General features: G+C 70.9%; 21 protein-coding genes. 14 read left to right on the forward strand and 7 right to left on the reverse strand.

From position 1 onward, the window contains the following. The first annotated feature begins 96 nt into the window (after window positions 1-96). Window positions 97-3,786, forward strand: coding sequence for an NB-ARC domain-containing protein (locus AB0G28_RS40790; protein ID WP_361102583.1), 3,690 nt, complete (start codon window positions 97-99; stop codon window positions 3,784-3,786). Here AB0G28_RS40790 and AB0G28_RS40795 read toward each other — a convergent pair. Then, the gene (locus AB0G28_RS40795; RefSeq protein WP_361102585.1) at window positions 3,775-3,924 is read right to left on the reverse strand and encodes a hypothetical protein; all 150 of its coding nucleotides are present in this window, start codon (window positions 3,922-3,924) and stop codon (window positions 3,775-3,777) included. The two genes, AB0G28_RS40790 and AB0G28_RS40795, sit on opposite strands and share 12 nt — an antisense overlap. 315 nt (window positions 3,925-4,239) lie before the next feature. Continuing rightward, window positions 4,240-4,401: a hypothetical protein gene (locus AB0G28_RS40800; protein ID WP_361102587.1), complete on the reverse strand. Its 162-nt coding sequence runs from the start codon at window positions 4,399-4,401 to the stop codon at window positions 4,240-4,242. 167 nt (window positions 4,402-4,568) lie between these two features. Between AB0G28_RS40800 and AB0G28_RS40805 the strand changes: the two genes are divergently transcribed. Together AB0G28_RS40805 and AB0G28_RS40810 are read left to right on the forward strand one after the other, a co-directional pair. Further along, complete coding sequence (locus tag AB0G28_RS40805) at window positions 4,569-5,102, forward strand: snapalysin family zinc-dependent metalloprotease (protein ID WP_361102589.1); 534 nt, start codon at window positions 4,569-4,571, stop codon at window positions 5,100-5,102. Between the two features lie 66 nt (window positions 5,103-5,168). Further along, window positions 5,169-5,873: a class I SAM-dependent methyltransferase gene (locus AB0G28_RS40810; protein ID WP_361102591.1), complete on the forward strand. Its 705-nt coding sequence runs from the start codon at window positions 5,169-5,171 to the stop codon at window positions 5,871-5,873. Window positions 5,874-5,876: 3 nt separating this feature from the next. Here the strand turns inward: AB0G28_RS40810 and AB0G28_RS40815 are convergent, their stop codons facing one another. Genes AB0G28_RS40815 through cysD form a run of 3 tightly spaced genes read right to left on the reverse strand, consistent with a single transcriptional unit; the run spans window position 5,877 to window position 9,025 of the window. Then, window positions 5,877-6,248 carry a VOC family protein gene (locus AB0G28_RS40815; protein ID WP_361102593.1) on the reverse strand — a complete coding sequence of 124 codons (372 nt, stop codon included), beginning with the start codon at window positions 6,246-6,248 and terminating at the stop codon, window positions 5,877-5,879. Between the two features lie 33 nt (window positions 6,249-6,281). Beyond that, window positions 6,282-8,093 carry an adenylyl-sulfate kinase gene (gene cysC / locus AB0G28_RS40820; protein WP_361102595.1) on the reverse strand — a complete coding sequence of 604 codons (1,812 nt, stop codon included), beginning with the start codon at window positions 8,091-8,093 and terminating at the stop codon, window positions 6,282-6,284. After that, window positions 8,093-9,025 carry a sulfate adenylyltransferase subunit CysD gene (gene cysD, locus AB0G28_RS40825; protein ID WP_361102597.1) on the reverse strand — a complete coding sequence of 311 codons (933 nt, stop codon included), beginning with the start codon at window positions 9,023-9,025 and terminating at the stop codon, window positions 8,093-8,095. Before cysD ends, cysC begins: the two co-directional genes overlap by 1 nt. Before the next feature lie 39 nt (window positions 9,026-9,064). Here cysD and AB0G28_RS40830 point away from each other — a divergent pair, with 39 nt between their 5' ends. Genes AB0G28_RS40830 through AB0G28_RS40845 form a run of 4 tightly spaced genes read left to right on the forward strand, consistent with a single transcriptional unit; the run spans window position 9,065 to window position 12,685 of the window. Beyond that, the gene (locus AB0G28_RS40830; RefSeq protein ID WP_361102599.1) at window positions 9,065-9,544 is read left to right on the forward strand and encodes a nuclear transport factor 2 family protein; all 480 of its coding nucleotides are present in this window, start codon (window positions 9,065-9,067) and stop codon (window positions 9,542-9,544) included. Then, window positions 9,541-10,731, forward strand: a complete 1,191-nt coding sequence (locus tag AB0G28_RS40835) for a hypothetical protein (RefSeq protein WP_361102601.1) — start codon at window positions 9,541-9,543, stop codon at window positions 10,729-10,731. Before AB0G28_RS40830 ends, AB0G28_RS40835 begins: the two co-directional genes overlap by 4 nt. Then, window positions 10,728-11,516, forward strand: coding sequence for an SDR family oxidoreductase (locus AB0G28_RS40840; protein WP_361102603.1), 789 nt, complete (start codon window positions 10,728-10,730; stop codon window positions 11,514-11,516). The genes AB0G28_RS40835 and AB0G28_RS40840 overlap by 4 nt, the downstream gene beginning before the upstream one ends. Before the next feature lie 8 nt (window positions 11,517-11,524). Then, window positions 11,525-12,685, forward strand: coding sequence for a sulfotransferase (locus AB0G28_RS40845; protein ID WP_361102605.1), 1,161 nt, complete (start codon window positions 11,525-11,527; stop codon window positions 12,683-12,685). Here the strand turns inward: AB0G28_RS40845 and AB0G28_RS40850 are convergent. Continuing rightward, window positions 12,661-13,863, reverse strand: coding sequence for a glycosyltransferase (locus tag AB0G28_RS40850; protein WP_361102607.1), 1,203 nt, complete (start codon window positions 13,861-13,863; stop codon window positions 12,661-12,663). The two genes, AB0G28_RS40845 and AB0G28_RS40850, sit on opposite strands and share 25 nt — an antisense overlap. A 41-nt stretch (window positions 13,864-13,904) precedes the next feature. On the opposite strand from AB0G28_RS40850, the gene AB0G28_RS40855 reads away from it, so the two are divergent. Then, entirely contained in the window at window positions 13,905-14,510 is a 606-nt protein-coding gene (locus tag AB0G28_RS40855; RefSeq protein ID WP_361102609.1) for a TetR family transcriptional regulator, read from the forward strand. A gap of 120 nt (window positions 14,511-14,630) precedes the next feature. After that, window positions 14,631-15,290, forward strand: a complete 660-nt coding sequence (locus tag AB0G28_RS40860) for a hypothetical protein (protein WP_361102611.1) — start codon at window positions 14,631-14,633, stop codon at window positions 15,288-15,290. Between the two features lie 41 nt (window positions 15,291-15,331). On the opposite strand, the gene AB0G28_RS40865 is transcribed toward AB0G28_RS40860, so the two are convergent. After that, window positions 15,332-17,002, reverse strand: a complete 1,671-nt coding sequence (locus AB0G28_RS40865) for a GGDEF domain-containing protein (protein ID WP_361102613.1) — start codon at window positions 17,000-17,002, stop codon at window positions 15,332-15,334. A gap of 136 nt (window positions 17,003-17,138) precedes the next feature. On the opposite strand from AB0G28_RS40865, the gene AB0G28_RS40870 reads away from it, so the two are divergent. The 5 genes from AB0G28_RS40870 (at window position 17,139) to AB0G28_RS40890 (ending at window position 23,828) form a co-directional block, all read left to right on the forward strand. Beyond that, on the forward strand, window positions 17,139-17,489 hold the full coding sequence (locus AB0G28_RS40870; RefSeq protein ID WP_361102615.1) for a metalloregulator ArsR/SmtB family transcription factor: 351 nt from the start codon (window positions 17,139-17,141) through the stop codon (window positions 17,487-17,489). Further along, complete coding sequence (locus AB0G28_RS40875) at window positions 17,486-18,121, forward strand: SRPBCC family protein (RefSeq protein ID WP_361102617.1); 636 nt, start codon at window positions 17,486-17,488, stop codon at window positions 18,119-18,121. The genes AB0G28_RS40870 and AB0G28_RS40875 overlap by 4 nt, the downstream gene beginning before the upstream one ends. A gap of 232 nt (window positions 18,122-18,353) precedes the next feature. After that, the gene (gene dgt / locus AB0G28_RS40880; protein ID WP_361102619.1) at window positions 18,354-19,925 is read left to right on the forward strand and encodes a dGTP triphosphohydrolase; all 1,572 of its coding nucleotides are present in this window, start codon (window positions 18,354-18,356) and stop codon (window positions 19,923-19,925) included. Between the two features lie 279 nt (window positions 19,926-20,204). Then, a complete protein-coding gene (locus tag AB0G28_RS40885; protein ID WP_361102621.1) occupies window positions 20,205-23,075 on the forward strand; it encodes a S8 family serine peptidase in 2,871 nt (956 codons plus the stop codon). A 102-nt stretch (window positions 23,076-23,177) separates the two neighbouring features. Continuing rightward, the gene (locus AB0G28_RS40890; protein ID WP_361102623.1) at window positions 23,178-23,828 is read left to right on the forward strand and encodes an acVLRF1 family peptidyl-tRNA hydrolase; all 651 of its coding nucleotides are present in this window, start codon (window positions 23,178-23,180) and stop codon (window positions 23,826-23,828) included. Window positions 23,829-23,898 lie beyond the last annotated feature (70 nt).

Below are 23,898 nucleotides of genomic sequence, written 5' to 3' on the forward strand. Positions count from 1 at the left end.
CGCAGGCAGGACGACCCCGAAAGCCACCGTCAGCCAGGTGACTCCGGAGAGTACGAGAAGGGCAACCGCCATTGTTCATCGCCTTTCCTCGGTTAATTGCCCTCAGGGTGCCGAACCGGCCCGCGGTGGCGGGGATGCACCGAACGCATCCGGACGGAACCGGTTCTCGCCGGAGACCGGGCATTAGAATGGCCCGCCGTGACCGAACGATCCCGAACGTCACCATCATTCGCCCACGAGCTGGAGGAGTTCCGGCGGACGGCTGGCCGGCCGAGCCTTTCCCGGCTGGCTGCGCTGATACCGGGAAAGCCCGGGAAAGCGACCTTGAGCGATCTGCTCAACGGGAAGACCGCCGCCCCGAACTGGGATCTCGTGCGGGGATTCCTGCAAGCGTGCTGGACCTTCGCGGCGGCCCAGGGGGATCGGCTACCTCCGGTTGATCTCGAAATCTGGCGGCGGAAGCACGGGGAGCTCCTGCGTGCCCGAGACGAAACAGCACGCGTGTGGTCGGTGCCGCGGATCGATCAGCCGGTGGTCGACCGGCCCAGCGTCCGGAATCCGCTGATGTCGGCCTTGCTCTCCGAGCCGGTCGTGGGAGTTGTCGGCGGCGGCGGATTCGGCAAGACGACCCTTCTCGCCACCGTTTGCGGGGAGCGGGCGCTTCGCCGTCGATTTCCCGGTGGCCTCTATTGGGTCACTCTCGGAGAAGACGCCTGTGGTGCCGCTCTGGCCGGCCTGCTGAACGACGTCACCGAGCAGCTCGGCGCTCCCCGGCCGGCCCTCACCAACCCGCAGCAAGCCGGGTTCCGACTCGGGCAAGTGCTGGCGGAGATGTGCGGCCGAGCGTTGCTGGTCGTCGACGACGTCTGGTCGGCCGGGCAGTTGACGCCGTTCCTGCTCGGTGGTGAAGGCTGCACCCGGGTGGCTGTCGGCCGCAACCGCGGCTGTCTGCCCGCGCGTGCCGCTGTCATCGAGGTGCCCGAGCTGTCCCGTCCGGAAGCCGAAGAACTGCTCGGCCTTGAGCTGCCCGCAATTCCGCTTGCCCTGGTGAGTGAACTGCTCGAGCTGACCGCACGGCACGCCCTGCTCGTCCGGCTGGCCAACCGGTACCTCCATCGCGCTTGCGCCGACGGCGCCGCGATCGGGGTCGCCGCGGGCCGGCTGGCCGCCCGCATCGCCCGAGGCGGCCCGGTCGCTCTCGACCACCGCGGCGACCGGCATGATTCGGTGGCGGCGACCCTGGGAGCCAGCGTCGAGCAGCTCGATCCGGCCAGCCGGCGGAATTTCGGTCTGCTCGCGGTGTTTCCTGAGGACACCGACATCCCGCTCGACGTACTCCGCCCGCTCTGGGGCACCGATGCCGAGCGGCTGTGCGAGGAGTTGCGGCAGTTGTCCTTGGTCGCGAGCTTCCGGCAGGACAGCCAGGCGGTCAGGCTGCACGACGTCGTCCGGAGGTTCCTCCGGATGAGTTCCGATGTCCCGCTGCCGCAGCTGAACCGCCAGTTGCTGGAAGCCGCCGGACTGGGGGAGAACTGGGAGAGCGTGCCGGTTGGGTCCGCGTACGTGCGCCGTCACCTCGGGTACCACCTCGACGAGGCTGGTCTGTCCGATCGGTTTCGTGAGCTGGTGCTCGACCTGCGGTGGATCGTGGAAAGGATACGGCTCGACGGTGTGGTGGCCGCGGAGGAGGACCTGGAGCGGGCCGGTACCCCAGAAGCTCTGGTACTGAAGCAGACGCTTTCACGCAACAGCCACCTCTTGGCGAAGTCGAGTACGGCGGCACTGATCGGTGCGACCTTGCTCGAGTGTGTCTCCCCGGTCCCGGAGCTGGCGTCGGCGGCCGCGCGGTTTCGCCGGACCTACGACAGTCCGCGGCTCGCGACCCGCTGGCACTACCCCGGACCGTCCGTCGTGCAACCGCGGCGCATCTTCTCCGTCGAGAGCACCTGGCGGATCACGGCACTCGCCGTCTCGCCGGACGGCGGTTCCGTCGCGATCGTGGATCGCGGTGGTCTGCTGGCCGTGCACAGCTCGATGACCGGTGAACTTGTGAAAGCGTTCGGTCGCGGCGGCGAGCGGATGACGCACGGAGCTGCCTTCACCGCAGACGGCACCGGCGTGTTCTACGTCGACGACATGATCAGGCTGATCGACCTCGCCGAAGGCACGGAACGGTTCGCCGTGCCGACGCCCGCGCACGTCGAGGCTCGGTTCGTCGTCGACCCGGCCGGAGACTGGGTGGCGGTGGCCGACGCGACGTGCGGAGGAGGCACCGTGCTCGACGCTCGGACCGGTCAGGAACGCTTCACGTTCAGGGCGCAAGTCTGGTGTGAGACGGTGGACTATCCTGGACCGCCGCTGTTCATCGCACCCGGCCCGGAACCCGGCTCCCTGCTCGCCGCCGGACCAGCGGATCCGTCAATCCGGCTGCTGTCCGCTTCGGACGGTTCGATTCTGCGGGAATTCCCAGTGTCCGAACGCATCGGTCAGCTCGCGGTGGATCCTCGTGGCCGCTGGCTCGCCAGAGTCGCCTGGGGCCTGGACCACCTCCGGATCCAGCTCTTCGACCCACGCGACGGCCGGACGACACTTGCGCTTCCGGTGCCGACGGAAGCGTGGACCACTCCCACAGAACTGGTCGACATCGTCGTGGCGCCGGACGGCGGCTGGCTCGCCGCCCTCGCCGCCCCGCACCTCGGCGGGGTCGCGACCGTGATCGGATGGGACACCCGGAGCGGCGAGGAGCTATTCCGGATGCCGGTAGTCGGCCGAGGGCCGCTTGCGTCCGGCCCGGACGGTTCCTGGCTCGCCACCACCAGCCGGGATTGCGTGTACCTCTGGGAGCGTCCGACCACCGCGACGGCTGAATTTTCTTGCGGCCTCAACGACGTCGCCGTCGATTCTCGCGGGCGGTGGCTGGCCGCGACGCCGTCGATCGGTGCTGCGGACAAGAGTGTTCGGTTCTTGCGGCCGGACGACGGCCGGCTGATCGAACAGAAGTCCCTCGGGAGCCTGTTCAGCCCGGAATTCGGGCCGGACGGCAGCTGGCTGCTCTCGACCGGTCGCGGTGCCGAGGTGTTCATCGTCGACTGGCGGTCGGGCTCGAAGATCGCTCAAGTGATGCTGCCGGACGTCGGATTGGGCCGGGCTGTCCTGCCGGACGGCACCGTGCTGCTGATGCCCGAGCTCTTCAAGAGAGGTCGGCACGTCCACAAATGGGACCCGGCTGCCGGCTCCCTCGACAGCCTGTTCACCCTGGAGGGCGGGCGTCGTTGGGCGACGTCGCCCGGCGGGGAGTGGTTGGCGGCTACCGGCCGGACGAACCGGTCTGTGGAGATCTGGAACCTGCGGACGCGAACCCTCGAACGCAGTCTGATCGTGCCGGACTGCCTCGAAGCGCTCGAGTACCGTCCGCACCACGGGCAGCTGGTCTCCCTGGACGAAGAGCTTTTGCTCAACAGCCCTCGGATGGGCGTGCTTCGCCTGTGGGATCCGGCGACGGGAGCGCAGCTCTCCGAACTGGCCGGACTTCCGCACTCGCACGAAGTGGCCGTGTCCCCGGACGGAACGATGGTCGTCGCGCGGGGGAACCAGAAGGTCACCGTCTGGCGGTTCGGCCCCGCCGGGGAATTCCTGCCGTACACCGAGCTGCGCGTCGACTCGTCGGTGGGCGGCGTGACGTGGCTCGCCGATTCGAGCGGCCTGTGCCTCTTCGGGCGGACCGGCATCCGGGTGTTGAGCATCATCGATCACGCACACCACGAGGAGCGGAGCTCAGCGGGGTGATCGTGTCCGCCTTCCGGAGCGGCGGAAGACGACGAAGAGCAGCCGCAAGCCGATCAGGCCCCTGATCACCAGGAGGTTGTAGCCGAACACCCGGTGCAGCGTCAGGAGCGCGGCGCCCGTCAGGAGGAAGACCGCCATCAGACTCCGCGGCCGCGCCGACGAAGGCCAGCAGGACCTCGTGCACCAGGCCGGTGACGACGTCGCGGTCGCGTTCTTCGGAGAGCCTCACGAACGTCACCCCGCCCTCTTCGAGCGCGCCGCAGGGAGCGGGCGAGCTTGGCGTGCCTGCCGGGCGCGAGGCCGGGTTCGCGACGTCGGTGAGGTAGCGGCCCAGGCCGTGCTTGATCGCGATCCGGCTGATCTGCGGGTACCGGCGGGCGCGGGACGCCTTGGCCCGCGCCGACCGCAGCCTGGCCCCGCTTGGCACGGCCTTCTCCGCGACGAACAGGAAGATCAGGTGTGCAGCAGCGACGCCTGCCCGATGCTGCCCGCGACGAGCCAGCCGAACCCGGCGCCGCACAACGCGCGCACGGTGCCGATCCAGACGCCGGGCACGCGCGGCAACAGCACGAGCGCGTAGAAGCGAAGGGGCGGCAGGCCCAGCGAGACGTCCATGCCGCAGAGCAGACTATGGCGGTGCGGCTGGGCGGCTCAAGCGGGGGCGGGACCGCGTTCCCTCCCGCGAGGAACTACTTTCGGCCGTGGCCACCGGGGTGGTGACCTCCTAACCTCATCACGCGAACCACGGTGAAGTGCTCTCTGAACCGGACGAAGGAGACACGATGAACGGACGCGTGTGGGGTCGTGTGGCGGCGCTGGCCATCACGGCCTCGCTGAGCCTGGGCGTGGCGATGGCCCCGGCCGCTTCGGCGGCGGCTGTCACGACGCTCTACTACAGCTCCTCGGGCGCGCCGGACTACCTCGCCCAGATCGACCAGGGCGCGGCCAACTGGAACGCCGCGGTCACCGACGTGAAGCTGGCCAAGCGGAGCACGGGCGCCACGATCGTGTTCCACGAAGTGCACAGCGGCGGGTCGTACACGAACACGGACGGGCACGGCCGCGGCCAGATCTACCTGGACACGAGCCAGGTGGCGGAGGGCTACGACCCGACGCGCATCGCGGCGCACGAGCTGGGCCACAACCTCGGCCTGCCGGACCACTACAGCGGCCCGTGCACGGAGCTGATGTCCGGCCACGGTCCCGGCACGGCGTGCAAGAACGCGAAGCCGTCCGCGGCGGAGGCGGCGAAGGTGCAGTCCTTGTGGGTGAACGGTTTCGCGGCGGAGACCACCGCGCGCACGGTCGCCTTCTAGCCCGGGCCCAGCGCCCCGAGGCCGCCTTGGGGCGCTGGTGCGCGGATTTCGGGCAGCATGGGTCGCATGACCGCCGCATACGACGACTTCGCCGGGGCCTACGCGGCCGAGAACGAAACCAGCCTGATGAACGCCTACTACGAGCGGCCCGCGGCCCTCGCGCTCGCCGGCGACGTGGCCGGACGGCGCATCCTCGACGCCGGCTGCGGCTCGGGCCCGCTGTTCGCGGCGCTGCGGGAAGAGGGCGCCGTCGTCACCGGGATCGACCAGAGCCCCGCCATGCTGGAGCTGGCCCGGCAGCGGCTCGGCGAGGACGCGGACCTGCGGGTCGCCGACCTGGCCGACCCGCTGCCGTTCGCCGACGGCGAGTTCGACGACGTCGTGGCGTCCCTGGTGCTGCACTACCTGCGCGACTGGGACCCGGTGCTCGCCGAGGTGCGGCGCGTGCTGAAGCCCGGCGGGCGGCTCATCGCCTCGGTCAACCACCCGATGATGGTCAACCTCACGCACCGCCAGGAAGGGCCCCGGCCCGACTACTTCGAGCAGTACACCTGGACCGACGAGTTCGAGCTGCACGGCGAAAAAGCGCGGATGACCTTCTGGAACAAGCCGCTGCACGCGATGACCGACGCCTTCACCGCGGCCGGTTTCCGGATCGCCGTGATCAGCGAACCGCATCCCGTGCCGGCCGCGCGCGAGCTGTTCCCCGGCGAATTCGAAACCCTCGACACCTTCCCGAGCTTCCTGTTCTTCGTTCTGGAAGCCGGGTAGGACTCAGTCGAGGCAGAACTCGTTGCCCTCGACGTCCTGCATGTTCTGGCACGACTCGTTTTCCTCGTCGGCGAGCAGGAGCTGCCCGCGGACCGCGCCGAGCTTCTCCAGCCGCGCACACTCGGCCTCGAGAGCGGCCAGCCGCTCTGCGCCGACGAGGCCCGTGCCGACCCGGACGTCGAGGTGCACGCGGTTCTTGACGACCTTGTCTTCGGGCACGCGCTGGAAGTACAGCCGCGGGCCCACCCCGGTGGGGTCACTGCAGACGACCCCGCTGCTGTGGAGCTCGTAACCGAGCACCTCGCACCAGAACCGGGCGACCCGCTCCGGGTCCGCGCAGTCGAAGGTGACCTGAACCTGCCTGACCGACGTCATGAGGCCCACCCTAGGGGGCGTGCGCAACAGAATTCAGCCGAGGTCGTCGAGGAGGGCCTGGATCGCCGCCGCCATCGCCGACGGGTCGCCGTCGCCCGGGCGTAGCACCAGGTCGGGCGACGACGGGCGCTCGTACGGTGCGTCGATGCCCGTGAAGCCCTTGATCTCCCCGGCGCGCGCCTTCGCGTACATCCCCTTCGGGTCACGGGCCTCGCACACCTCCAGGGGCGTGTCGACGAAGACCTCCACGAACGGCAGCCCGTCGTGAATGGCCCTGGCCCGCGCCCGGTCGGCCTCGTACGGGCTGATCAGCGACGCGATCGCCACCACGCCGGCGTCCGCGAAGAGGCGAGCCACCTCCGCCACGCGCCGGACGTTCTCCGCGCGGTCCTCGGGGCTGAACCCCAACCCGGCATTGAGCCCGTGCCGCAGGTTGTCGCCGTCGAGGAGGTACGCCGGACGCCCGGCCGCGACCAGCCGGCGTTCCAGCTCGACCGCCACCGACGACTTGCCCGACGCGGAAAGCCCGGTGAGCCACACCGTCGCGCCGCGGGTCGGGCGGTCTTCGCGACGCACCGCCGCCGTGTGCCAGACGACCGGGGACGCGACCGCGCCGGTGATCATGCCGGCCGCGACCGTGTCGCCCGTGTGCTCGTCGACCAGCAGGAACCCGCCCGTGGCCCGGTTGCGGCGGTACGGGTCGAACAGCAGCAGCGAACGCGTGCGCAGCCGGATGCGGCCGATGTCGTTCAAAGACAGCGCTTCCGCCGTCTCGTCGCGGTGCAGGGTCGTCACGTCGAGGCGGTATTCGAGGCGGTCGACCGTGCCCCGCGTCTCGGTGGTCGTGTGCCGGACCGCGTAGGTCGCGCCCGGCGTCAGGGCGGCGCGTTCGGAGAACCAGCACACCAGCGCGTCGACCTCCCGGGCCGACTCCGCGCGGTTGCCCGGGCGGCACAGCATGGCCCCTCGGCCCAGGTCGAGGTCGTCGGCCAGCTCCACGGCCACCGCCTGGCCCGTGAAGGCCTCGGAAAGCGGGCTCCCGCCCGGGCCCCAGACCGCTCGCACCTTCGAGGTGAACCCCGAGGGCAGCGCCACGACCTCGTCGCCCGGCTTGAACACCCCGCCGGCGATGGTGCCCGCGTAGCCGCGGAAGTCGGACCGGCGGATCACGTACTGCACCGGGAACCGCGCGTCGATCAGGTTGCGGTCGGAGGCGACGTGCACCTCTTCCAGCTGGTGCAGCAGCGAAGTGCCTTCGTACCAGGGCATGCTGGCACTGCGGTGGACGACGTTGTCGCCGTGCAGCGCCGAAACCGGCACGAACGTCAGGTCGGCGACGTCCAGTTTCATCGCGAACCGGCGGAACTCCTCGCGGATCTCGTCGAACCGCTCCTGCGACCAGCCGACGAGGTCCATCTTGTTCACGCACACCACGAGGTGCCCGATCCCGAGCAGCGACGCGAGGAACGCGTGCCGCCGCGACTGCTCCAGCACGCCCTTGCGCGCGTCCACCAGGACGAGCGCAAGGTCGGCCGTCGACGCGCCGGTCACCATGTTCCGCGTGTACTGCAGGTGCCCCGGTGTGTCCGCGATGATGAACTTGCGCTTGGGCGTGGCGAAGTAGCGGTGGGCGACGTCGATGGTGATGCCCTGCTCGCGCTCGGCCCGCAGCCCGTCGGTGAGCAGCGCGAGGTCCGGGTAGTCCTCGCCGCGGTCGCGGCTGGCACGTTCGACGGCGGCGAGCTGGTCGGTGAAGATCGCCTTCGAGTCGAACAGCAGCCGTCCGATCAAAGTGGACTTGCCGTCGTCCACGCTCCCGGCGGTGGCGATCCGCAGCAGCTGCATCAGAAGTAGCCCTCTCGCTTGCGGTCTTCCATGCCGGCCTCGGAGATCCGGTCGTCGGCCCGGGTGGCACCGCGTTCGGTGACGCGGGTGGCGGCCACTTCGGCAACCACTTCGGACGGTGTCGACGCCGACGACTCGACGCAGCCGGTGCACGTGGCGTCGCCGACGGTCCGGAAGCGCACGGTCGCCTCGTACGGCGTCTCGCCGTCCACAAGGGACAGGAAGCGGGTCGCCGCCAGCAGCATGCCGTCGCGCTGGACCACGGGGCGCCGATGCGCGTAGTACAGCGGCGGCAGCGCGATCCGCTCGTCGCGGATGTACTGCCAGATGTCCAGCTCGGTCCAGTTCGACAGCGGGAAGACGCGGATGTGCTCGCCGCGCCGGTGCCGCCCGTTGTAGAGGTTCCACAGCTCGGGCCGCTGAGCGCGCGGGTTCCACTGGCCGTGCTCGTCGCGGAAGCTGAACACACGCTCCTTCGCGCGGGCCTTCTCCTCGTCGCGGCGGGCACCGCCGAACACGGCGTCGAACCCGCCTTCGCGGATCGCCCGCAGCAGCGTCACCGTCTGCAGCCGGTTGCGGCTGGCCCCCGGCCCGGTGTCCTCGACGACACGGCCGGCGTCGATGTCGTCCTGCACGCTCGCGACCTCCAGTCGCAGGCCGAGCGCGGCGACGGTCTCGTTGCGGAACCGGATGACTTCGTCGAAGTTGTGGCCGGTGTCGACGTGCAGCACGGGGAAGGGCAGCGGTGCCGGCCAGAACGCCTTCGCGGCGACGTGCAGCATCACCACCGAGTCCTTGCCGCCGGAGAAGAGCAGGACCGGGCGCTCGAAGGTCGCCGCGACTTCGCGGAAGACGTGCACGGCCTCCGCTTCGAGCGCGGCCAGGTGCGAGAGCTCGTACGAGGTCACGGACACCGGAAAAAAGTAGAACATGTTCTTGTCTTTGGTCAAGCGGTGGGGGACCCTGTGTGCATGGACCTGGTCGTACTCGAAGAGATCAAGCGGCTGAAGTACCGGTACCTGCGCGGGGTGGACCTGAAGCTGTGGGACGAGGTGGCCGACACCTTCACCGCCGACGCCACGGTCGACTACGGGACGCACGCCGTGGGTGGGGACGGGAAGCAGTTCGAAGGCCGCGACGCCATCATGGAATTCCTCACCCAGAGCCTCGGCAACGGCATCATCACCGTGCACCACGCGGCGCAGCCCGAGATCGACGTCGACGGCGACACGGCGACCGGGCGGTGGTCGTTCACCGACCGGGTCATCGTGCCCGAGCACAAGATGATCATCGAAGGCGCCGCGTTCTACGAAGACACCTACCGCCGCGAGAGCGACGGCGTCTGGCGGATCTCGCACATCGGCTACGTCCGGACCTACGAATCGATGATGTCGTTCGACAGCGTGCCGGGCTTCAAGCTGATCGCCAACCGCTGGGCCGTCCCGGCATGATCGAGAACGAGTTCTCGTTGACCCGGCCGTTCGCCGACGCCATCGTCGAGGCCGAGAAGCTGCTCGCCGGGGCGCCGCACGTGAAGACCGAGCAGGACCTCCTGGAGGGGTACGACTACCTCGCCGGGAGCATCCGGGCGTCGCTGCAGATGGCCTGGGCCTACCAGCGCGACTTCCCGTACTTCACCGCGTCGACCGGGCCGTACACGAAGATGGGCCTGGACAACCCGGACACGCTGTACTTCAACGCGAACATCCGCGACGACCGCGAGTACCTGGTCACCGGCGTCCGCGGGACCACCGCCGACCTGAGCTTCCAGATCCTCAACGGCGACTACTCGCCGGTCGAGGTGCCCGACAGCCTCGCCGCGTTCGACGACCGGGACATCGAAATCGGCGAAGACGGCCGCTTCGAACTGCGGTTCGGCCCGGCTCGCGACAACCCGGGCCCGAACTACTTCGTCCTCGGCGAGGGCTCGTCGATGCTGGTGGTCCGCGAGGTCTACAGCGACTGGGCGACCGAGCGGCGCGGCGAGATCCGCATCCAGTGCGTCGACACGGCCGGGCAGGCGCCGCCGGTGCCGGACCGCTCGGCGATGGCCAAGCGCTACGGCGTCACCGGCAAGATCCTTCTGAGCCGGCTCAAGACGTTCCTCGCCTTCCCGAAGTGGTTCTACGACAACCTGCCGGTGAACACGATGACCGAGCCGCGGTCGACGCCGGGCGGCCTGACCACGCAGTTCTCCTCGGCCGGGCACTACGAGCTCGGCGACGAAGAGGCGATGGTCGTCACCGTGCCGCGCTGCGCGGACGCGCCGTACCAGGGCATGCAGCTCGGCAGTCTCTGGTACGTCTCGCTCGACTACATCAACCACCAGACGAGCCTCACCGCCGATCAAGCCCGCGTCGACCCGGACGGGAAGATCCGGTTCGTGATCAGCGAGCGCGACCCCGGCGTCGCGAACTGGCTGGAACGCACCGGCCACGACCGCGGGTACGTGCAGATCCGCTGGCAACGGCTCGCCCGCGACCTCGGCCCGGCCGACGGCCCGGTCGTCGAGGTGGTCAAGGTGGACGAGCTGCCCGACCGGCTGCCCTACTACGCGCAAGCGAAGGTGACACCGGAGGAGTGGGCGGCGAGGATCGCGGCCCGGCAGGACGCCGTCGCCGCCCGGATGCTGGGGTGAGCGTGTCGGATCTGTTGCGGGACAAGGTGGTCGTCGTCTCGGGTATCGGCCCGGGGCTCGGCCGGTCGATCGCCGTGCGCAGTGCGCTGGCCGGCGCGGACGTCGTGCTCGCCGCGCGCACCGAGTCGCGGCTCACCGAGGTCGCGAAGGAGGTCACCGACCTCGGCCGCCGCGCGGTCGCGATCCGCACCGACATCGACGACGCGGACTCGGCGGCGAACCTGGTGAGCGAGGCGGTCGAAGCCTTCGGCCGGGTGGACGCGGTGGTGCACAACGCCTTCGCCGTCCCGCCGCTGACCGATCTGGCCACTGTGGACCTCGACGCCGTCCGCGCCGGCTTCGAGACCGCGGCGATCTCCGTGCTCCGGCTGACGCGGCTGTTCCTGCCCGCGCTCAAGGAGAGCAAGGGCTCGCTGGTGATGATCAACTCCGCGGTGCTGCGGCACTCCCGGCGCACGTTCGGCGCGTACAAGATCGCGAAGTCGGCGCTGCTGTCGCTCTCCCAGAGCCTCGCGAGCGAGCTGGGGCCGGACGGCGTGCGCGTCAACACCGTCGCGCCCGGGTACATCTGGGCGCCGAACCTCAAGTGGTACTTCGCCTACCTGGCCAAGGAACGTGGCATCACGCCGGAAGAGGTCTACGCGGAGACGGCGTCCACAATAGACCTGCGCAAGCTGCCGGAACCCGACGAGATCGCCGACGCCGTGGTGTTCCTCGCCTCGCCGATGGCGCGCGCGATCACCGGGCAGTGCCTCGACGTCAACGGCGGCGAGTACCACCACTAGGAGGATCCATGCTCCCCGGCCGGGAAGACGTCGGCACCGTCGAGAACCTGCACGCCTCGGCGTCGAAGCTCACCGGGCTCGACGACTTCGGTGACGACGAGTACGTCGAAGGCCTGCGCGTACTGCTGGAGTCGTACGAGGCCGAAGCGGAACTCACGCCGTTCGGCAACAAGGTGCACCGCGCCTTCCTGCGTGGTGCGCTCGTGGCGCGGCTGCTCAGCGAGGCGTCGTGGAAGCAGAACCCGGCGTACGCGGACGTCCGCATCGAGCGGCCGATCTTCGTCACCGGCCTGCCGCGCACCGGCACGACCGCGTTGCACCGGCTGCTCGCCGAGGACCCGGCGCACCAGGGGCTCGAGGTGTGGCTCGCCGAGGTCCCGCAGCCGCGGCCGCCGCGTTCGTCCTGGGCCGACAACCCGATCTTCCAGGGCATCCAGGCCGGCTACGAACGTCACCACGTCGAGCACCCGGAGTTCATGGGCGTGCACCACGTGTCCGCGGACCAGGTCGAGGAGTGCTGGCAGCTGCTGCGCCAGTCGATGCGGTCGGTGTCGTTCGAGTGCCTGGCGCACCTGCCGCGTTACTCGCGCTGGCTGGCGAAGCAGGACTGGACCGACGCCTACGCCCGGCACAAGCGCAACCTGCAGCTGATCGGGCTGCCGGACGCGGGCAAGCGCTGGGTGCTCAAGAACCCGAGCCACCTCTTCGCCCTCGACGCCCTGATGGCGAACTACCCGGACGCGCTGGTGATCCAGACGCACCGGGCGCCGCGCACGATCATGGCGTCGGTGTGCAGCCTGACCGAGAAGGCCGCGGACGGCTGGTCGGAGAAGTTCCGCGGCGAGCTGATCGGCCGCTCGCAGCTCGACCTGTGGTCCCGCGGGGCCGACGAGTTCAGCTGGGCCCGCGCGCGCCACAACCCGGCGCAGTTTTGCGACGTGCGGTACGAGGACTTCGTGGCGGACCCGATCGGCACGGTGTCCACTGTGTACGACCACTTCGGACTGGAGTTCACCGGCGAGGCGCGCGCGGCGATGACGGCCGTCCATGAGGCGAGCCGGACGGGCGAGCGTAAACCGGTGCACCGCTACAGCTTGGCCGACTTCGGCCTGACGCCGGAGGAGGTCGACGAGCGCTTCGCGGCCTACTTGGCGGCACACGGCTCCTGAGTAATCAGCTTCACCACCTCGTCCATCGACGGTCCCGCGGCCATCTCGGTGGCCAGTTCCCGCGCCCGGTCGCGGTAGCGCGGGTCGTCCAGGACGGCACGGACGGCGCGGCGCAGCCACCGCGGCGAGGCCGTGGCGCGGGCGCGGCCGATCCCGGCGCCGGACCAGGTGACCCGGGCGGCGACCTCGCGCTTGTCCTCGCTGGCCCCGACGACGACCAGCGGCACCCCGTACCGGAGGGCGTGGTTTACCCCGCCGTACCCGCCGTTGGTGACCATCGCGGCGCAGCGGGGGAGCAGTTCGTCGTAGGGCAGGAAGTCCGCCACCCGGACGTTGGCGGGCAGCGGGCCGGGCCGCAGCGGAGTGCCGCACGTCGTCACGACGACCAGCACGTCTTCGCCGGCCAGCCCGGCGATGGCGGGTTCGGCGAGCCGGCCCAGGTCGTCGTTCGCCACCGTCCCCTGGGTCACGTGCACCACCGGCCGCGAGCCGTCCAGGTCGGCCCACCACGGCGGCAGCGGGTGCTCGTTCGCCGCGCTGACCGTCGTCGGCCCGATGAAGTGCAGCGGCGCTTGCGGGCGCGGGTATTCGAAGCCCGGGCAGGTCATCTGCAGGACGCCGTCGCTGTGCAGCGGCCAGTCCGCGAACAGCATGCCGGGATCTTCGCCGAGCAGGTCTTCCGCCAGTTTCCGCGCCGGCCCGAGCACCAGCGGCGCGAGCGTCTTGAGAACCGTGCCGGGGCGGCCGGGCGGCGCGGTCGGGACGGGCGGCATGAACGGCACGAACCCCAGTGTGAGCACCCGCGGCCGGCGCTTGCGGCGGACCAGCGCCAGCCCGGCCATGAACAGCGGATCGCACAGCACGACGTCGACGTCGAGGTCCATGACGCTCAGCTGCGCGGGCATCGCGCGGACGAAGTTGGCCAGTTCGAACCGCGCGAGCTTCAACCCGCGTTTGCCCGCCCGGCCCGGGATCGAGCCGTCCAGGTCGGTCTCGTCGAAGTCGGCCGCCGGAGGCAGGAGCCGGACGGTGGCGCCCAGCTTCTCGAACGTCTCCCGGTAGCGCGCGCCGGTGACGACGGCGACCTCGTGCCCGGCCGCGAGCAGGGCTTCGACGATCGGCTTGGTCGGCCCGACGTGACCGCGAGCGGGGTGCACGCAGACGAGTACCGAGGCCATGGTTCCCCCTTGATTGACCGATACGCTGTACCATCCAATTGATGACGATACCGGAACGGCGCCGCTACGACTCACCGGTGCGCGAAGCCCGCGCCCGGCAGACCCGCGCGCACGTGATCGCGACGGCGGGGCGGCTGTTCGCCGAGCGCGGCTACGCGGGCACGAGCATGCGGCAGATCGCCGCGGCGGCCGGGGTGAGCCTGGAGACGGTGACGCAGACGGGCCGCAAGCCGCAGCTGCTGCTCGCCGCGTTCCGGGACGGCTTCGCGGGCGACCCGGACGCGGTGAACCTGGACGCGCTGGCGGGCCCGGCCGGCCCCGCGGACCTGCCGTCGGTGGTGGCGCGGGTGGCGTCGGGAGTGCGTGGGTCGTTGCCGATCTGGCGCGCGTTCACGACCGCGGCGGCGGCCGACCCGGCGGTGGCGGCGGTCCGCGCGGAGCTGGCGGTCGCCCGCCGCACGGAGATCGTGGAACGGCTCGAGGCGGCGGGGCTGGCGGCGTCCGACCGGCTGGCGGACGCGATCGGCCTGATCACCTCGCACGAGGCCTACGACCACCTGACGACGGTGTGCGGCTGGGCGCACGAGGAGTACGTGGCCTGGGCCGCCGCGGCGATCGGCGCCCAGCTCACCCTCGACTGGCCGTGACGGCTGACCCGCCGCGGCCTGCTGGCTCTGGGTTCCGATGTCGCGCACAGCGACTTCGTTCATGGCGGTGATGGGACGAGACGGGTGCCAAGTGGCATTCGTGTGGATCGGAGGTTCTTCGTGGGGTGGCTGGGGCTTGATTGGGGGAACGTGCCCGGTTGGTTTTCCGCGGGCTCGTTCATGGCCGCAGGGTACGTGATCATCAGAGACCGACAACAGAAGCGGCGTCAGCAGGTCGACAGCGTCGGCGTTTGGGGAGAGTTCGACCTCTGCCAAGATGAGGATGCGGTGAATTTCGGCTTTATCATCCCCAGGATCTACATAAAAAATGCCAGTAGTCTGCCCGTATACGTCGAATCGGTAGAATATGAGGCCGTTTATGTATGGTCGCAAGTTGCCCATTCTGGATACTATATGTTCCCTTTCGAAGGAGGGGTTGGCGGCTTTGCCGGGCGCATCCAGGACGTCGTCGTCCCTCCAGGTCGAGAGGTCGTTACCTATGGGGTTGATCGACGGGCGAGAAACAGGCCGGAGTCGGCCGGAAGTGATGCGAACGTGACGTCGCGTGCGCCCGGAAGCAAACTGATCATCACTGAGGTGGTCGTCATCGACAGTATGCAAAGGCGTTGGAAACTGGTGCCGCGCACTCAGGGAGCTGGTCTCGCTTCGACGGCAGCGCATCATTTCTTGTCCGGACTCGGAGGGGCTGATCGGTCGCTGGTTGGAAAATTGAGGAGAGTCGTAGGGAGATTCCGAAATACGGGACATGGCGGAAGTTGACCCTTGACGAGGACTTGAAGGTCCCCGGTTTGTCTGCGGCGTCAGCCCGCGGCGGCCTGCAGGCCCCGGGTTCCGATGCCGCGCAGCACTTCCACCCGGTCCGAGCCCGGGCGGCCGAGCACCCAGCTCGACCCGGGCACCGCCTTCGCGCGCTTCTTCAACGGCGCCAGCAGCCGCGAAACCTCCTGGTACGAGCCGATCGCGCCGCTCGCGCAGACCAGGGTCGCCAGGGACACCGTCACCGGCATGCCGTCGGCCGACCAGCGGCGGTCCAGCAGGGCACCCGCCACCGTGGCGATCTCGTCGACGTCGCAGACCACCAGGAAGTCGTCGCCGCCGACGTGGCTCACCCGCATCCGGCGCAGCCCGCCCGACAGCTCGGTGAGAGCCGCGCCCAGCTCGCGGATCAGGTTGTCGCCCGCCGCGAAGCCCACAGTGTCGTTGACCGCCTTGAACGCGTCGATGTCCAGCCACGCCGCCACGAACGGCTCGCCGATGGTGATGCGGCGGGCGACGTCGCGGGCCACTGTGTCGCTGCCCGGCAGCCGGGTGAGCGGGTTCAGCGCCGCCGCGGCCTCGACCTTCGCCTCGGCCACGCCGCGCACCACCTCGGTCACCAGCACCACGCCGAGGCAGCGGCCGACCTCGTCGACCACCACGACGTCGTCGCCGGTGCGGCCCCAGTCGGCGTCGGTGACCAGCTCGAGGAACTCCATCGCGCCGGCGCGGGCCTCGATCGTGTGCGGGGTGTCGGCGAGCCGCGCGGCCGGGCGCTTGGCGTGCAGCGCGTGCCCGTACGGGCCGGTGACGGCGACCAGGAACCGGGTCCGGTCGACCGACCAGCGGGGCCGGTTCAGCTCGTCCACCCCGACGACGCCCGAAGGCGCATCGGCCGCCGCGAGCACTTCGCGGACTTCGTCGCACGTCGCGGTTTCCGGCAGCGTCGTGGCCGGGCGGAGGAAGTCGCCGACGCACTTCGCGGGCCCCGGCGCGACGGCGGCGCGGGGCCGCGCGAGCAACGCCGGTGCGGGACCGGCGGCGGTGGGCGGGGTGAGGAGGTTCCCCTGGGCGATCCGGACACCGAGCTCGCGGACGGCGTCGAGCTGCGTGTCGGTCTCCACGCCGGTCGCGACGAGCCGGGTGCCGGTGCGGTTCGTGTAGTGCAGCAGCGCCTCGACGACGGCGACCGCGGCCTGGTCGTCCGGCAGCCCGCGCAGCACCGTGCGGTCGAGTTTCACCAGGTCGATCGGCGCCTCGACGAGCAGGCCCAGCGGCAGGTCGCCGCGGCCGAGGCCGTCGAGCGCCAGCCGGAAGCCCAGCTCGGTGAGCGCCCGCATCCCGGCGACCGCCCGCTCGCCGGGCAGTGCCGCGAAGGGCGGGCCGATCTCGAGGACGACGTCGCGGGTGCGGCGGCCGGCGTCGCCGAGCTCCTCGAGGAGGTCGTCGAACATCGACGGCGGCGCGGCGAGGGTGCGCGCGGAGAGGTTGAGGTGCAGGGGGAGCGCCGTCGGGTCTTCGGCGTCCTGGCGGACGGCGGCGACCGCGAGCCCGAGGTCGACCGCGGCGAGCCGGCCTTCGCGGCGGGCGTGCGCGAGCAGCTCCGGGACCGTGCCCTGCTCGGGCTTGGCCAGCGCTTCGTGGGCCACGACACCTCCCGTGTGGAGGCTGTACAGCGGCTGGAAGGCGAAGCGGACCGAGCGTGGCGACTTCACGAGCCGATCGTCGCGGGTCGGGTGGGCTCAGGGGAACGGATGTCGACTGATGTTCACCGCCGTTACCCACATCGGACCAATACGCGCCGCTACTTCATCCTTGACTTATATAAGTGGGCACTTGTAACTTGGCCGGGTGCACGCGTTCGACGTCCTCGGCGACCCGGTCCGCCGCCGGATCCTCGAGCTGCTGGCCGACGGCGAACGGGCCGCCGGCGCGGTGACCGAGGTGATCCGGGCCGAGTTCGGCATCTCGCAGCCCGCGGTGTCCCAGCACCTGAAGGTGTTGCGGGAGAGCGGCTTCGCCGTCGTCCGCCAGGACGGGACGCGGCGGCTGTACGCGGTCGGGCACGCGCCGCTGCGGGACGTCGACGTCTGGCTCGACCGGTTCCGCCGGCACTGGACCCCGCCGCTGGACGCGCTGGCCACCGAAATCGCCCGCGGCAAGCGTGCGCGCCGCCGCACCGAAGAAGGAGAAGGTTCGTGATCGAAGTCAGCCACCAGATCAGCGCCGTCCGCCGCACCCTCGGCGACCGGGTGATCGAGGGGAAGGAGGCCCGCGTCCTCACGATCAGCCAGGTCTACGACACCGACGTCGACGACCTGTGGGACGCCTGCACCAACCCCGAGCGCATCCCGCGGTGGTTCCTGCCGGTGTCCGGCGAGCTGCGCGTCGGCGGGAAGTACCAGCTGGAGGGCAACGCGGGCGGCACGGTCGAGCGGTGCGACCCGCCGAAGAGCTTCGCCGCGACGTGGGAGATGCACGGCGGCGTCAGCTGGATCGAGGTCCGCGTGACACCGGAGGGCGAGGGCGCGCGGTTCGAGCTGGAGCACGTCGCCCACGTCGACGACCACTGGGACCAGTTCGGCCCGGGCGCGGTCGGCATCGGCTGGGACGGGGCCCTGGTCGGCCTGGCCCTGCACCTGTCCGCGCCGGGCACGACGGTCGACCCGGAGGCGGCGATGGCCTGGATGATGTCGCCGGAGGGCATCCGCTTCATGACGGCGTCGAACGAAGCCTGGTACGAAGCCGACGTCGCCGCGGGCGCCGACCCGGCCAAGGCCCGCGCGGCAGCCGACCGCACCCTGGCGGCCTACACGACCCCACCGGAGTCCTGACCCGCCGTGTCGACCCCTCAATCACGTGTGATGCCCCTCCAATCACGCGAGATGCCTGCCTGATCACGAACGTGACCCCTCGGCGCACCGGCGTCCGGTGTGCTTCGAGGGGCATCACGTGTGATTGAGCGGGCATCACGTGTGATTGGGAAGGCATCACGCGTGATTGGAGGGTCGACACGGGGGCGGGCTCGGCCGCCGTTCGGGGGAACCGGCGGATAAGGTCGGGCGCATGGATCAGGGCAGCGAGCACACCGACCCGCGGGCGGCCCGGCGCGACCCCGTCGCGAACGTCGGCGGGTTCACCGACCTGGCGACCAGCCCGTTCCGGATCGACCGCGACCGGATCGCCGCGTCGCCCTTCTTCGCGCGGCTCGGCGGGGTGACGCAGGTGGTCAGCGCCGGCGGGGCCGGCCTGCTGCACAACCGGCTCACGCACAGCCTGAAGGTCGCGCAGGTCGCCCGCGCGATCGCCGAGCGGGTCGCCGGTGGCCCCGACGCCGACATCGCCGCGAAGCTGGGCGGCTGCGACCCGGACGTCGCCGAGGCCGCCGCGCTCGCCCACGACCTCGGGCACCCGCCGTTCGGGCACCTCGGGGAGCAGACGCTCGACCGCATCGCCCGGCACCGGTTCGGCCTCGCCGACGGCTTCGAGGGCAACGCGCAGACCTTCCGCATCCTCACCACGACCGACGTGCGCGGGCCGTCGGCGATCGGGCTCGACCTCACCGCCGCCGTGCGGGCCGCGGTCCTCAAGTACCCGTGGCTGCGGCTGCACCACCCCTCGCCGCACCCGTCGGCGATGGCCGTCCCGCCGCGCGGCGCCGCCGAACCGGGGGAGGTGCCCGGCACCGGCGCGGCCAAGTTCTCCGCCTACGCCACCGAGCTGGACGACTTCGAGCAGGCCCGCGCGGCGTTCGCCGGCCGCGTCGAAGGCTGGCAGCAGACGGTGGAAGCGTCCGTGATGGACACTGCCGACGACATCGCCTACGCCATCCACGACCTGCAGGACTTCCACCGCATCGGCGTCCTGCAGCACGCGCCGGTCGCGGCCGAGCTGGGGGAGTGGCTGGACCACGCGCTTGAATTGGCCGCGCTGGACGACGAAACGCTGTTCGCGGGCCTGCGCCGCCCGGGCCGTTCGCTCGAACGCCTCCGCCGTCGCATGCACGCCAAGGACGCGTGGATCGTCGACGACGACGCGTTCGCCGCCGCCGTCGCGCGGGTGCACGCCGAGCTGGTCGACGGCCTGCTCGCCGGGGAGTTCGACGGCTCCATCGAGGCGGAGCAGGCGACGGCCGCGTTCTCCGCGAACTGGACCGCCCGGCTGGTCGACGGCGTGTACGTCGTCGCTTCGCCGTCCACCCGCAGCGGGCACGTCTCGCTGCGCCCCGCCCAGTGGCACGAGGTGCAGGTGCTCAAGTTCGTGCACCGGCGGTTCGTGCTGCTGCGCCCGGACCTCGCGCTGCACCAGCGTGGCCAGGCCGGGCTGGTGACGAGCCTGGTCGACGCGCTCGACGCGTGGCTGCTCGACCGCGACGAGCTGTCCCGCCTGCCGCGCCGGCTGCACGACCTCGTCGAGCTGGCCCGCGCCGAGTACAGCGAGCTGGCGCGGTCGGCGCCGGAGCTGCTGGTCGGGGCGACGGGCGAGCCGGTGACGGGGACGGACGCGGTGCGCGGCCTCGCCCGCGGGCGGGCGGTGGTGGACTTCGTGGCTTCGCTGACCGACAAGCAGGCGGTGACCCTTTTGGACGCGCTGTCCGGCCGGGCCGCGCAGCCGTGGTCGGACTCCTTTGTGCTCTGACCGGTAACGAGTTTCGCCATGTGGGACGCCGGTTGCACGTTGTCCGGCGCGTGTCCGGTGATCGGCACGCTGTTGCGCTGAACGGCCTACGTCATCCGGCCCATTCGGGAAATTATCTTTCCTTTGTCACTCGAACGGCTGATGTTTACGGAGAACTAGCGGTACTTAGCTGGTGCCAGCCGGTGATCACCGGCGTCGGTCAGCGTGAGTCGGGGCACGCGCCTGGAGAATCGGAGGGCGCCCGTGCGTCGTACCCGTTCCACGAGATCGAGATCCACTGTGTTCACCGCCGGGGCCGCGGCACTGCTCGCCGCCCTCGGCCTCGTGTCGCCGCCCGTCGCGGGCGCCGCCACCGCGTCCACACCGGACACCTTCAGCGAAACCGCGCAACAGCAGATCGCCGCCCTGCAGGCGGTCAAGGCGGGCCGCACCGCCACCGAGTCCAAAGTAGACAGCAAGCTGCTGGTCGCCGAAAAGGGGCTGGGGAAGCAGCTGAACGCACTCCAGTCCGGGGTGAGCGCCACCGGCACCGTCGTGGTCGACATCCGGGCGAGCAAGGTCTCGCCCGACCTGATCGCCGGGCTCACCAAGGCCGGGGCGGGCATCCGCGCGGTGTCCGACCGGTACGCCAGCGTCCGGGCCGAGATTCCGGTGGACAAGGTCAGCGAGATCGCCGCGCGGGGTGACGTCAAGCGCGTCGAGCAGGCCGACCAGGCGATGACCGCCCGCGAGCTGGCCACGCCGTCGACGACGCCGGTCAAGACCGAAACCAAGCAGCAGAAGGCCGACCGCATCGCCGGCGAGCTGCAGAAGGCCCTCGGCGCCAAGGCGCAGCGCAGTGCCGCCGCGGCCGCGCCCCTGGTCAGCGAAGGCGACCGCGCGCACAACGCCGACATCGCGCGCCAGCAGTTCGGCGTCACCGGCGTCGGGGTCAAGGCGTGCGCGCTGTCCGACGGCGTCGACTCCCTCGCGGCCTCGCAGGCCAAGGGCGAGCTCCCGCCGAACGTCGACGTCATCCCCGGCCAGGAGGGCGACGGCGACGAGGGCACCGCGATGCTCGAGATCATCCACGACCTCGCGCCCCGCGCCGCGCTCGGCTTCGCGTCGGCGTTCAACTCGGACGCCAGCTTCGCGGACAACATCCGCAAGCTGCGCTTCGAGTCGCACTGCGACGTCATCGTCGACGACGTCATCTACTTCAAGGAATCGCCGTTCCAGGACTGGATCATCGCCCAGGCCGTGAACGACGTGACCGCCGACGGCGCGCTGTACTTCTCGTCGGCGGGCAACGAAGGCAACGTCGCCAGCGGCACCGCCGCGCACTGGGAAGGCGACTTCGTCGACTCCGGCAAGTCGGTCGGCAAGTTCGCCGGCACCGCGCACAACTTCGCCGGCGCGGCGGGCAACCAGATCTACGAGCCGATCTCGGACGCGTCGTCGGCCGGCGTCCCGGTGACGCTGCACTGGTCCGACCCGCTCGGCGCGTCCGCGAACGACTACGACCTCTACCTGCTCAACTCCGCGGGCGCGGTCGTCAGCTTCAGCCAGGACGTCCAGACCGGCACCCAGGACCCGTACGAGCGCGTCAACACGCCGACGTTCGGCGGCACCGGGCTGCGGCTGGCCATCGTGAAGTTCTCCGGCCAGAACCGCTACCTGTCGCTGTCCGCGCTGCGCGGCCGCTTCTCCGACTCGGCGGACGGCCTCAAGGCGTACAACACGCCGGGCGTGACGGTCGGCCACTCGGCCGCGCGTGACGCCTTCAGCGTCGCGGCCGCCCCGGCGGCCAAGGCGTTCGGCCGCGCCCTCGAACCGGGTGACCCGGCCAACCCGGCCGGCCCGTACCCGGGCTCGTTCAGCGGGGCCACCAAGGCCGAGCGGTTCAGCTCCGACGGCCCGCGCCGGGTGTTCTACGAGGCCAACGGCACGCCGATCACCCCGGGCAACGTCTCCTCGACCGGCGGCGAGGTCCGGAACAAGCCGGAGATCACCGCGGCCGACGGCGTGCAGACCAGTGTGAGCGGGTTCAACCCGTTCTTCGGCACCTCGGCCGCCGCCCCGCACGCGGCCGCGATCGCCGCGCTCGTGCTGTCCGGCAACCCCGGACTGCCGCCCGCGGAGGTGCGCGAAGCGCTGATCAACACCGCGATCGACATCGAGAAGCCGGGCCCGGACAACTTCACCGGCGCCGGCGTCATCCTCGCGGACAAGGTGCTCGCCTACACCGGCGCCAGCCCGCAGCCGCTCGCCGTCGCCAAGCAGCCGACGGTCACCCCGGCCGACGGCGGTTCGGCGCTCGACCCGGGCGACACCGCCAAGGTGACGCTGCCGGTGACCAACGACGGCGACGGCACCGCGGTGTCCACCAGCGTCGTGCTCACCAGCCCGACCCCGGGCGTCACCGTGGCGCCGCGGGCCAAGTCCTACGGCACCATCAGCCCGGGACAGACCGGCGTCAACGACTTCACCATCACCGTGCCGACGAGCCAGCAGCTCGGCGTGCCGGTGGTGCTGAACGCCCGCGTCACCTTCGCGGGGGCGCACTCGCCGACGACGTCGACGTTCTCGCTGCCGGTCGGCACCCCGTCGCCGGTCACGCAGGACTTCGCCTACACCGGCGCGCCGGTGGCGATCCCGGACAACAGCCCGGTCGGGGCGTCGGTGACCATCCCGGTCAGCGGCGTCGGCCGCGCGTCCAAGGTGACGTTCTCCGTGGACGGCACCGCCTGCAGCACCGACCCGACGTCGACGACGGTGGGTCTGAACCACTCGTACGTCGGTGACCTGGTCGGCACGCTGACCGCGCCGTCCGGGGCGAAGGCCACGGTGTTCCAGCGCAACGGCGGCTCGGGCAAGAACCTGTGCCAGGTCGTCTTCGCCGACAGCGCGGCGACGGCGTTCAGCACGGTGACGGCGGCCAACGCGCCGTTCACCGGCTCGTGGCGGCCGACGCAGGCCCTGACCGGCAACCTGGCCGGCGCGGCCGTCGACGGCACGTGGACGTTCGCGGTGGTCGACGCGGCCGGCGGCGACGTCGGCTCGATCCGCTCGGTCGCCCTGCACATCAACGGGTTCGCGCAGCCCCCGGCGGCCGGCGCGCCGTCGAACGTGCGGGGTTACACGAACAACGGCCCGGTGCACCCGCTGTAGCCGCCGAGTCCCGCAAGTCCGTGAAGGCCTCCTTACCGGCTCTTATGGCCGGTAAGGAGGCCTTCACGGCTTTTGCCGGGGAACCCCGTACCGTGGGGTCCCGTGGCGAAGGCACGGGAGGTCGCGGGCGGCGGCCGCGCGGTCGAGGTGCCGCCCGGCCGGCTCGAGGGCTTCTTCGCCCGGTTCGCCGAGCGGCACGGCGGGATCGCGGCGACCTCGGGAACCCCGGACGAGGTCCGGGTGACCGCCGTCGACGGCACCACCGCGACCGCCGCGGTCCCGTACGGCGTCCTCGAAGAGCCGTCCGTGGGAGCTCTCGTCGCGCACGTCCGGCGGCCGCGCCGGGTCGCGTTGCTGCTGGTGCGGCTCGGCGGGCACAGCGTCGGCATCGCGTTCGACGGGCGGGTCGAGGTGTCCCGGACCGACCGGCACCTCGTGCACGGCCGGTCGGCGGCCGGTGGCTGGTCGCAGCAGCGCTTCGCCCGGCGCCGCGCGGGTCAGGCCCGCCAGGCGCTCGAAGCCGCCGCACGGGACGCGTTCGAGGTGCTCGTGCCGCGGCTGTCCGAAGTGGACTCCGTGGTGCTCGGCGGTGACCGGCGCGCCCTCGACGAGCTGCGCGAAGACCGCCGGCTGGCCCCGCTGTTCGCCCGGGCGGAACCCCGCGTCCTGGAGATCGGCGAACCGAGCCGGGCCGTCCTCGAGGAAGCGGCCGAGCGCGCGCTGTCGGTGGAGATCACCCTGCGCGACGGGTGAGACCGCACACGTCCGGAAAAACCCGTCGACACCGCCCCGTACACTGGGTTCCGTGGATATCCAGCTGGAG

Origin of the sequence: Amycolatopsis sp. NPDC021455 (assembly GCF_040640995.1) — a bacterium.
Classification (GTDB): domain Bacteria; phylum Actinomycetota; class Actinomycetes; order Mycobacteriales; family Pseudonocardiaceae; genus Amycolatopsis.

Excerpts from the sequence above, each read along its gene's own strand:
- AB0G28_RS40815 (WP_361102593.1), bottom strand. The coding sequence starts at position 6,248 with ATGACGTCGGTCAGGCAGGTTCAGGTCACCTTCGACTGCGCGGACCCG.
- AB0G28_RS40855 (WP_361102609.1), top strand. The coding sequence starts at position 13,905 with ATGACGATACCGGAACGGCGCCGCTACGACTCACCGGTGCGCGAAGCC.
- AB0G28_RS40830 (WP_361102599.1), top strand. The coding sequence starts at position 9,065 with ATGGACCTGGTCGTACTCGAAGAGATCAAGCGGCTGAAGTACCGGTAC.
- AB0G28_RS40835 (WP_361102601.1), top strand. The coding sequence starts at position 9,541 with ATGATCGAGAACGAGTTCTCGTTGACCCGGCCGTTCGCCGACGCCATC.
- dgt (WP_361102619.1), top strand. The coding sequence starts at position 18,354 with ATGGATCAGGGCAGCGAGCACACCGACCCGCGGGCGGCCCGGCGCGAC.
- AB0G28_RS40795 (WP_361102585.1), bottom strand. The coding sequence starts at position 3,924 with ATGGCGGTCTTCCTCCTGACGGGCGCCGCGCTCCTGACGCTGCACCGG.
- cysD (WP_361102597.1), bottom strand. The coding sequence starts at position 9,025 with ATGTTCTACTTTTTTCCGGTGTCCGTGACCTCGTACGAGCTCTCGCAC.
- AB0G28_RS40845 (WP_361102605.1), top strand. The coding sequence starts at position 11,525 with ATGCTCCCCGGCCGGGAAGACGTCGGCACCGTCGAGAACCTGCACGCC.
- AB0G28_RS40810 (WP_361102591.1), top strand. The coding sequence starts at position 5,169 with ATGACCGCCGCATACGACGACTTCGCCGGGGCCTACGCGGCCGAGAAC.
- cysC (WP_361102595.1), bottom strand. The coding sequence starts at position 8,093 with ATGCAGCTGCTGCGGATCGCCACCGCCGGGAGCGTGGACGACGGCAAG.
- AB0G28_RS40805 (WP_361102589.1), top strand. The coding sequence starts at position 4,569 with ATGAACGGACGCGTGTGGGGTCGTGTGGCGGCGCTGGCCATCACGGCC.
- AB0G28_RS40850 (WP_361102607.1), bottom strand. The coding sequence starts at position 13,863 with ATGGCCTCGGTACTCGTCTGCGTGCACCCCGCTCGCGGTCACGTCGGG.
- AB0G28_RS40800 (WP_361102587.1), bottom strand. The coding sequence starts at position 4,401 with ATGGACGTCTCGCTGGGCCTGCCGCCCCTTCGCTTCTACGCGCTCGTG.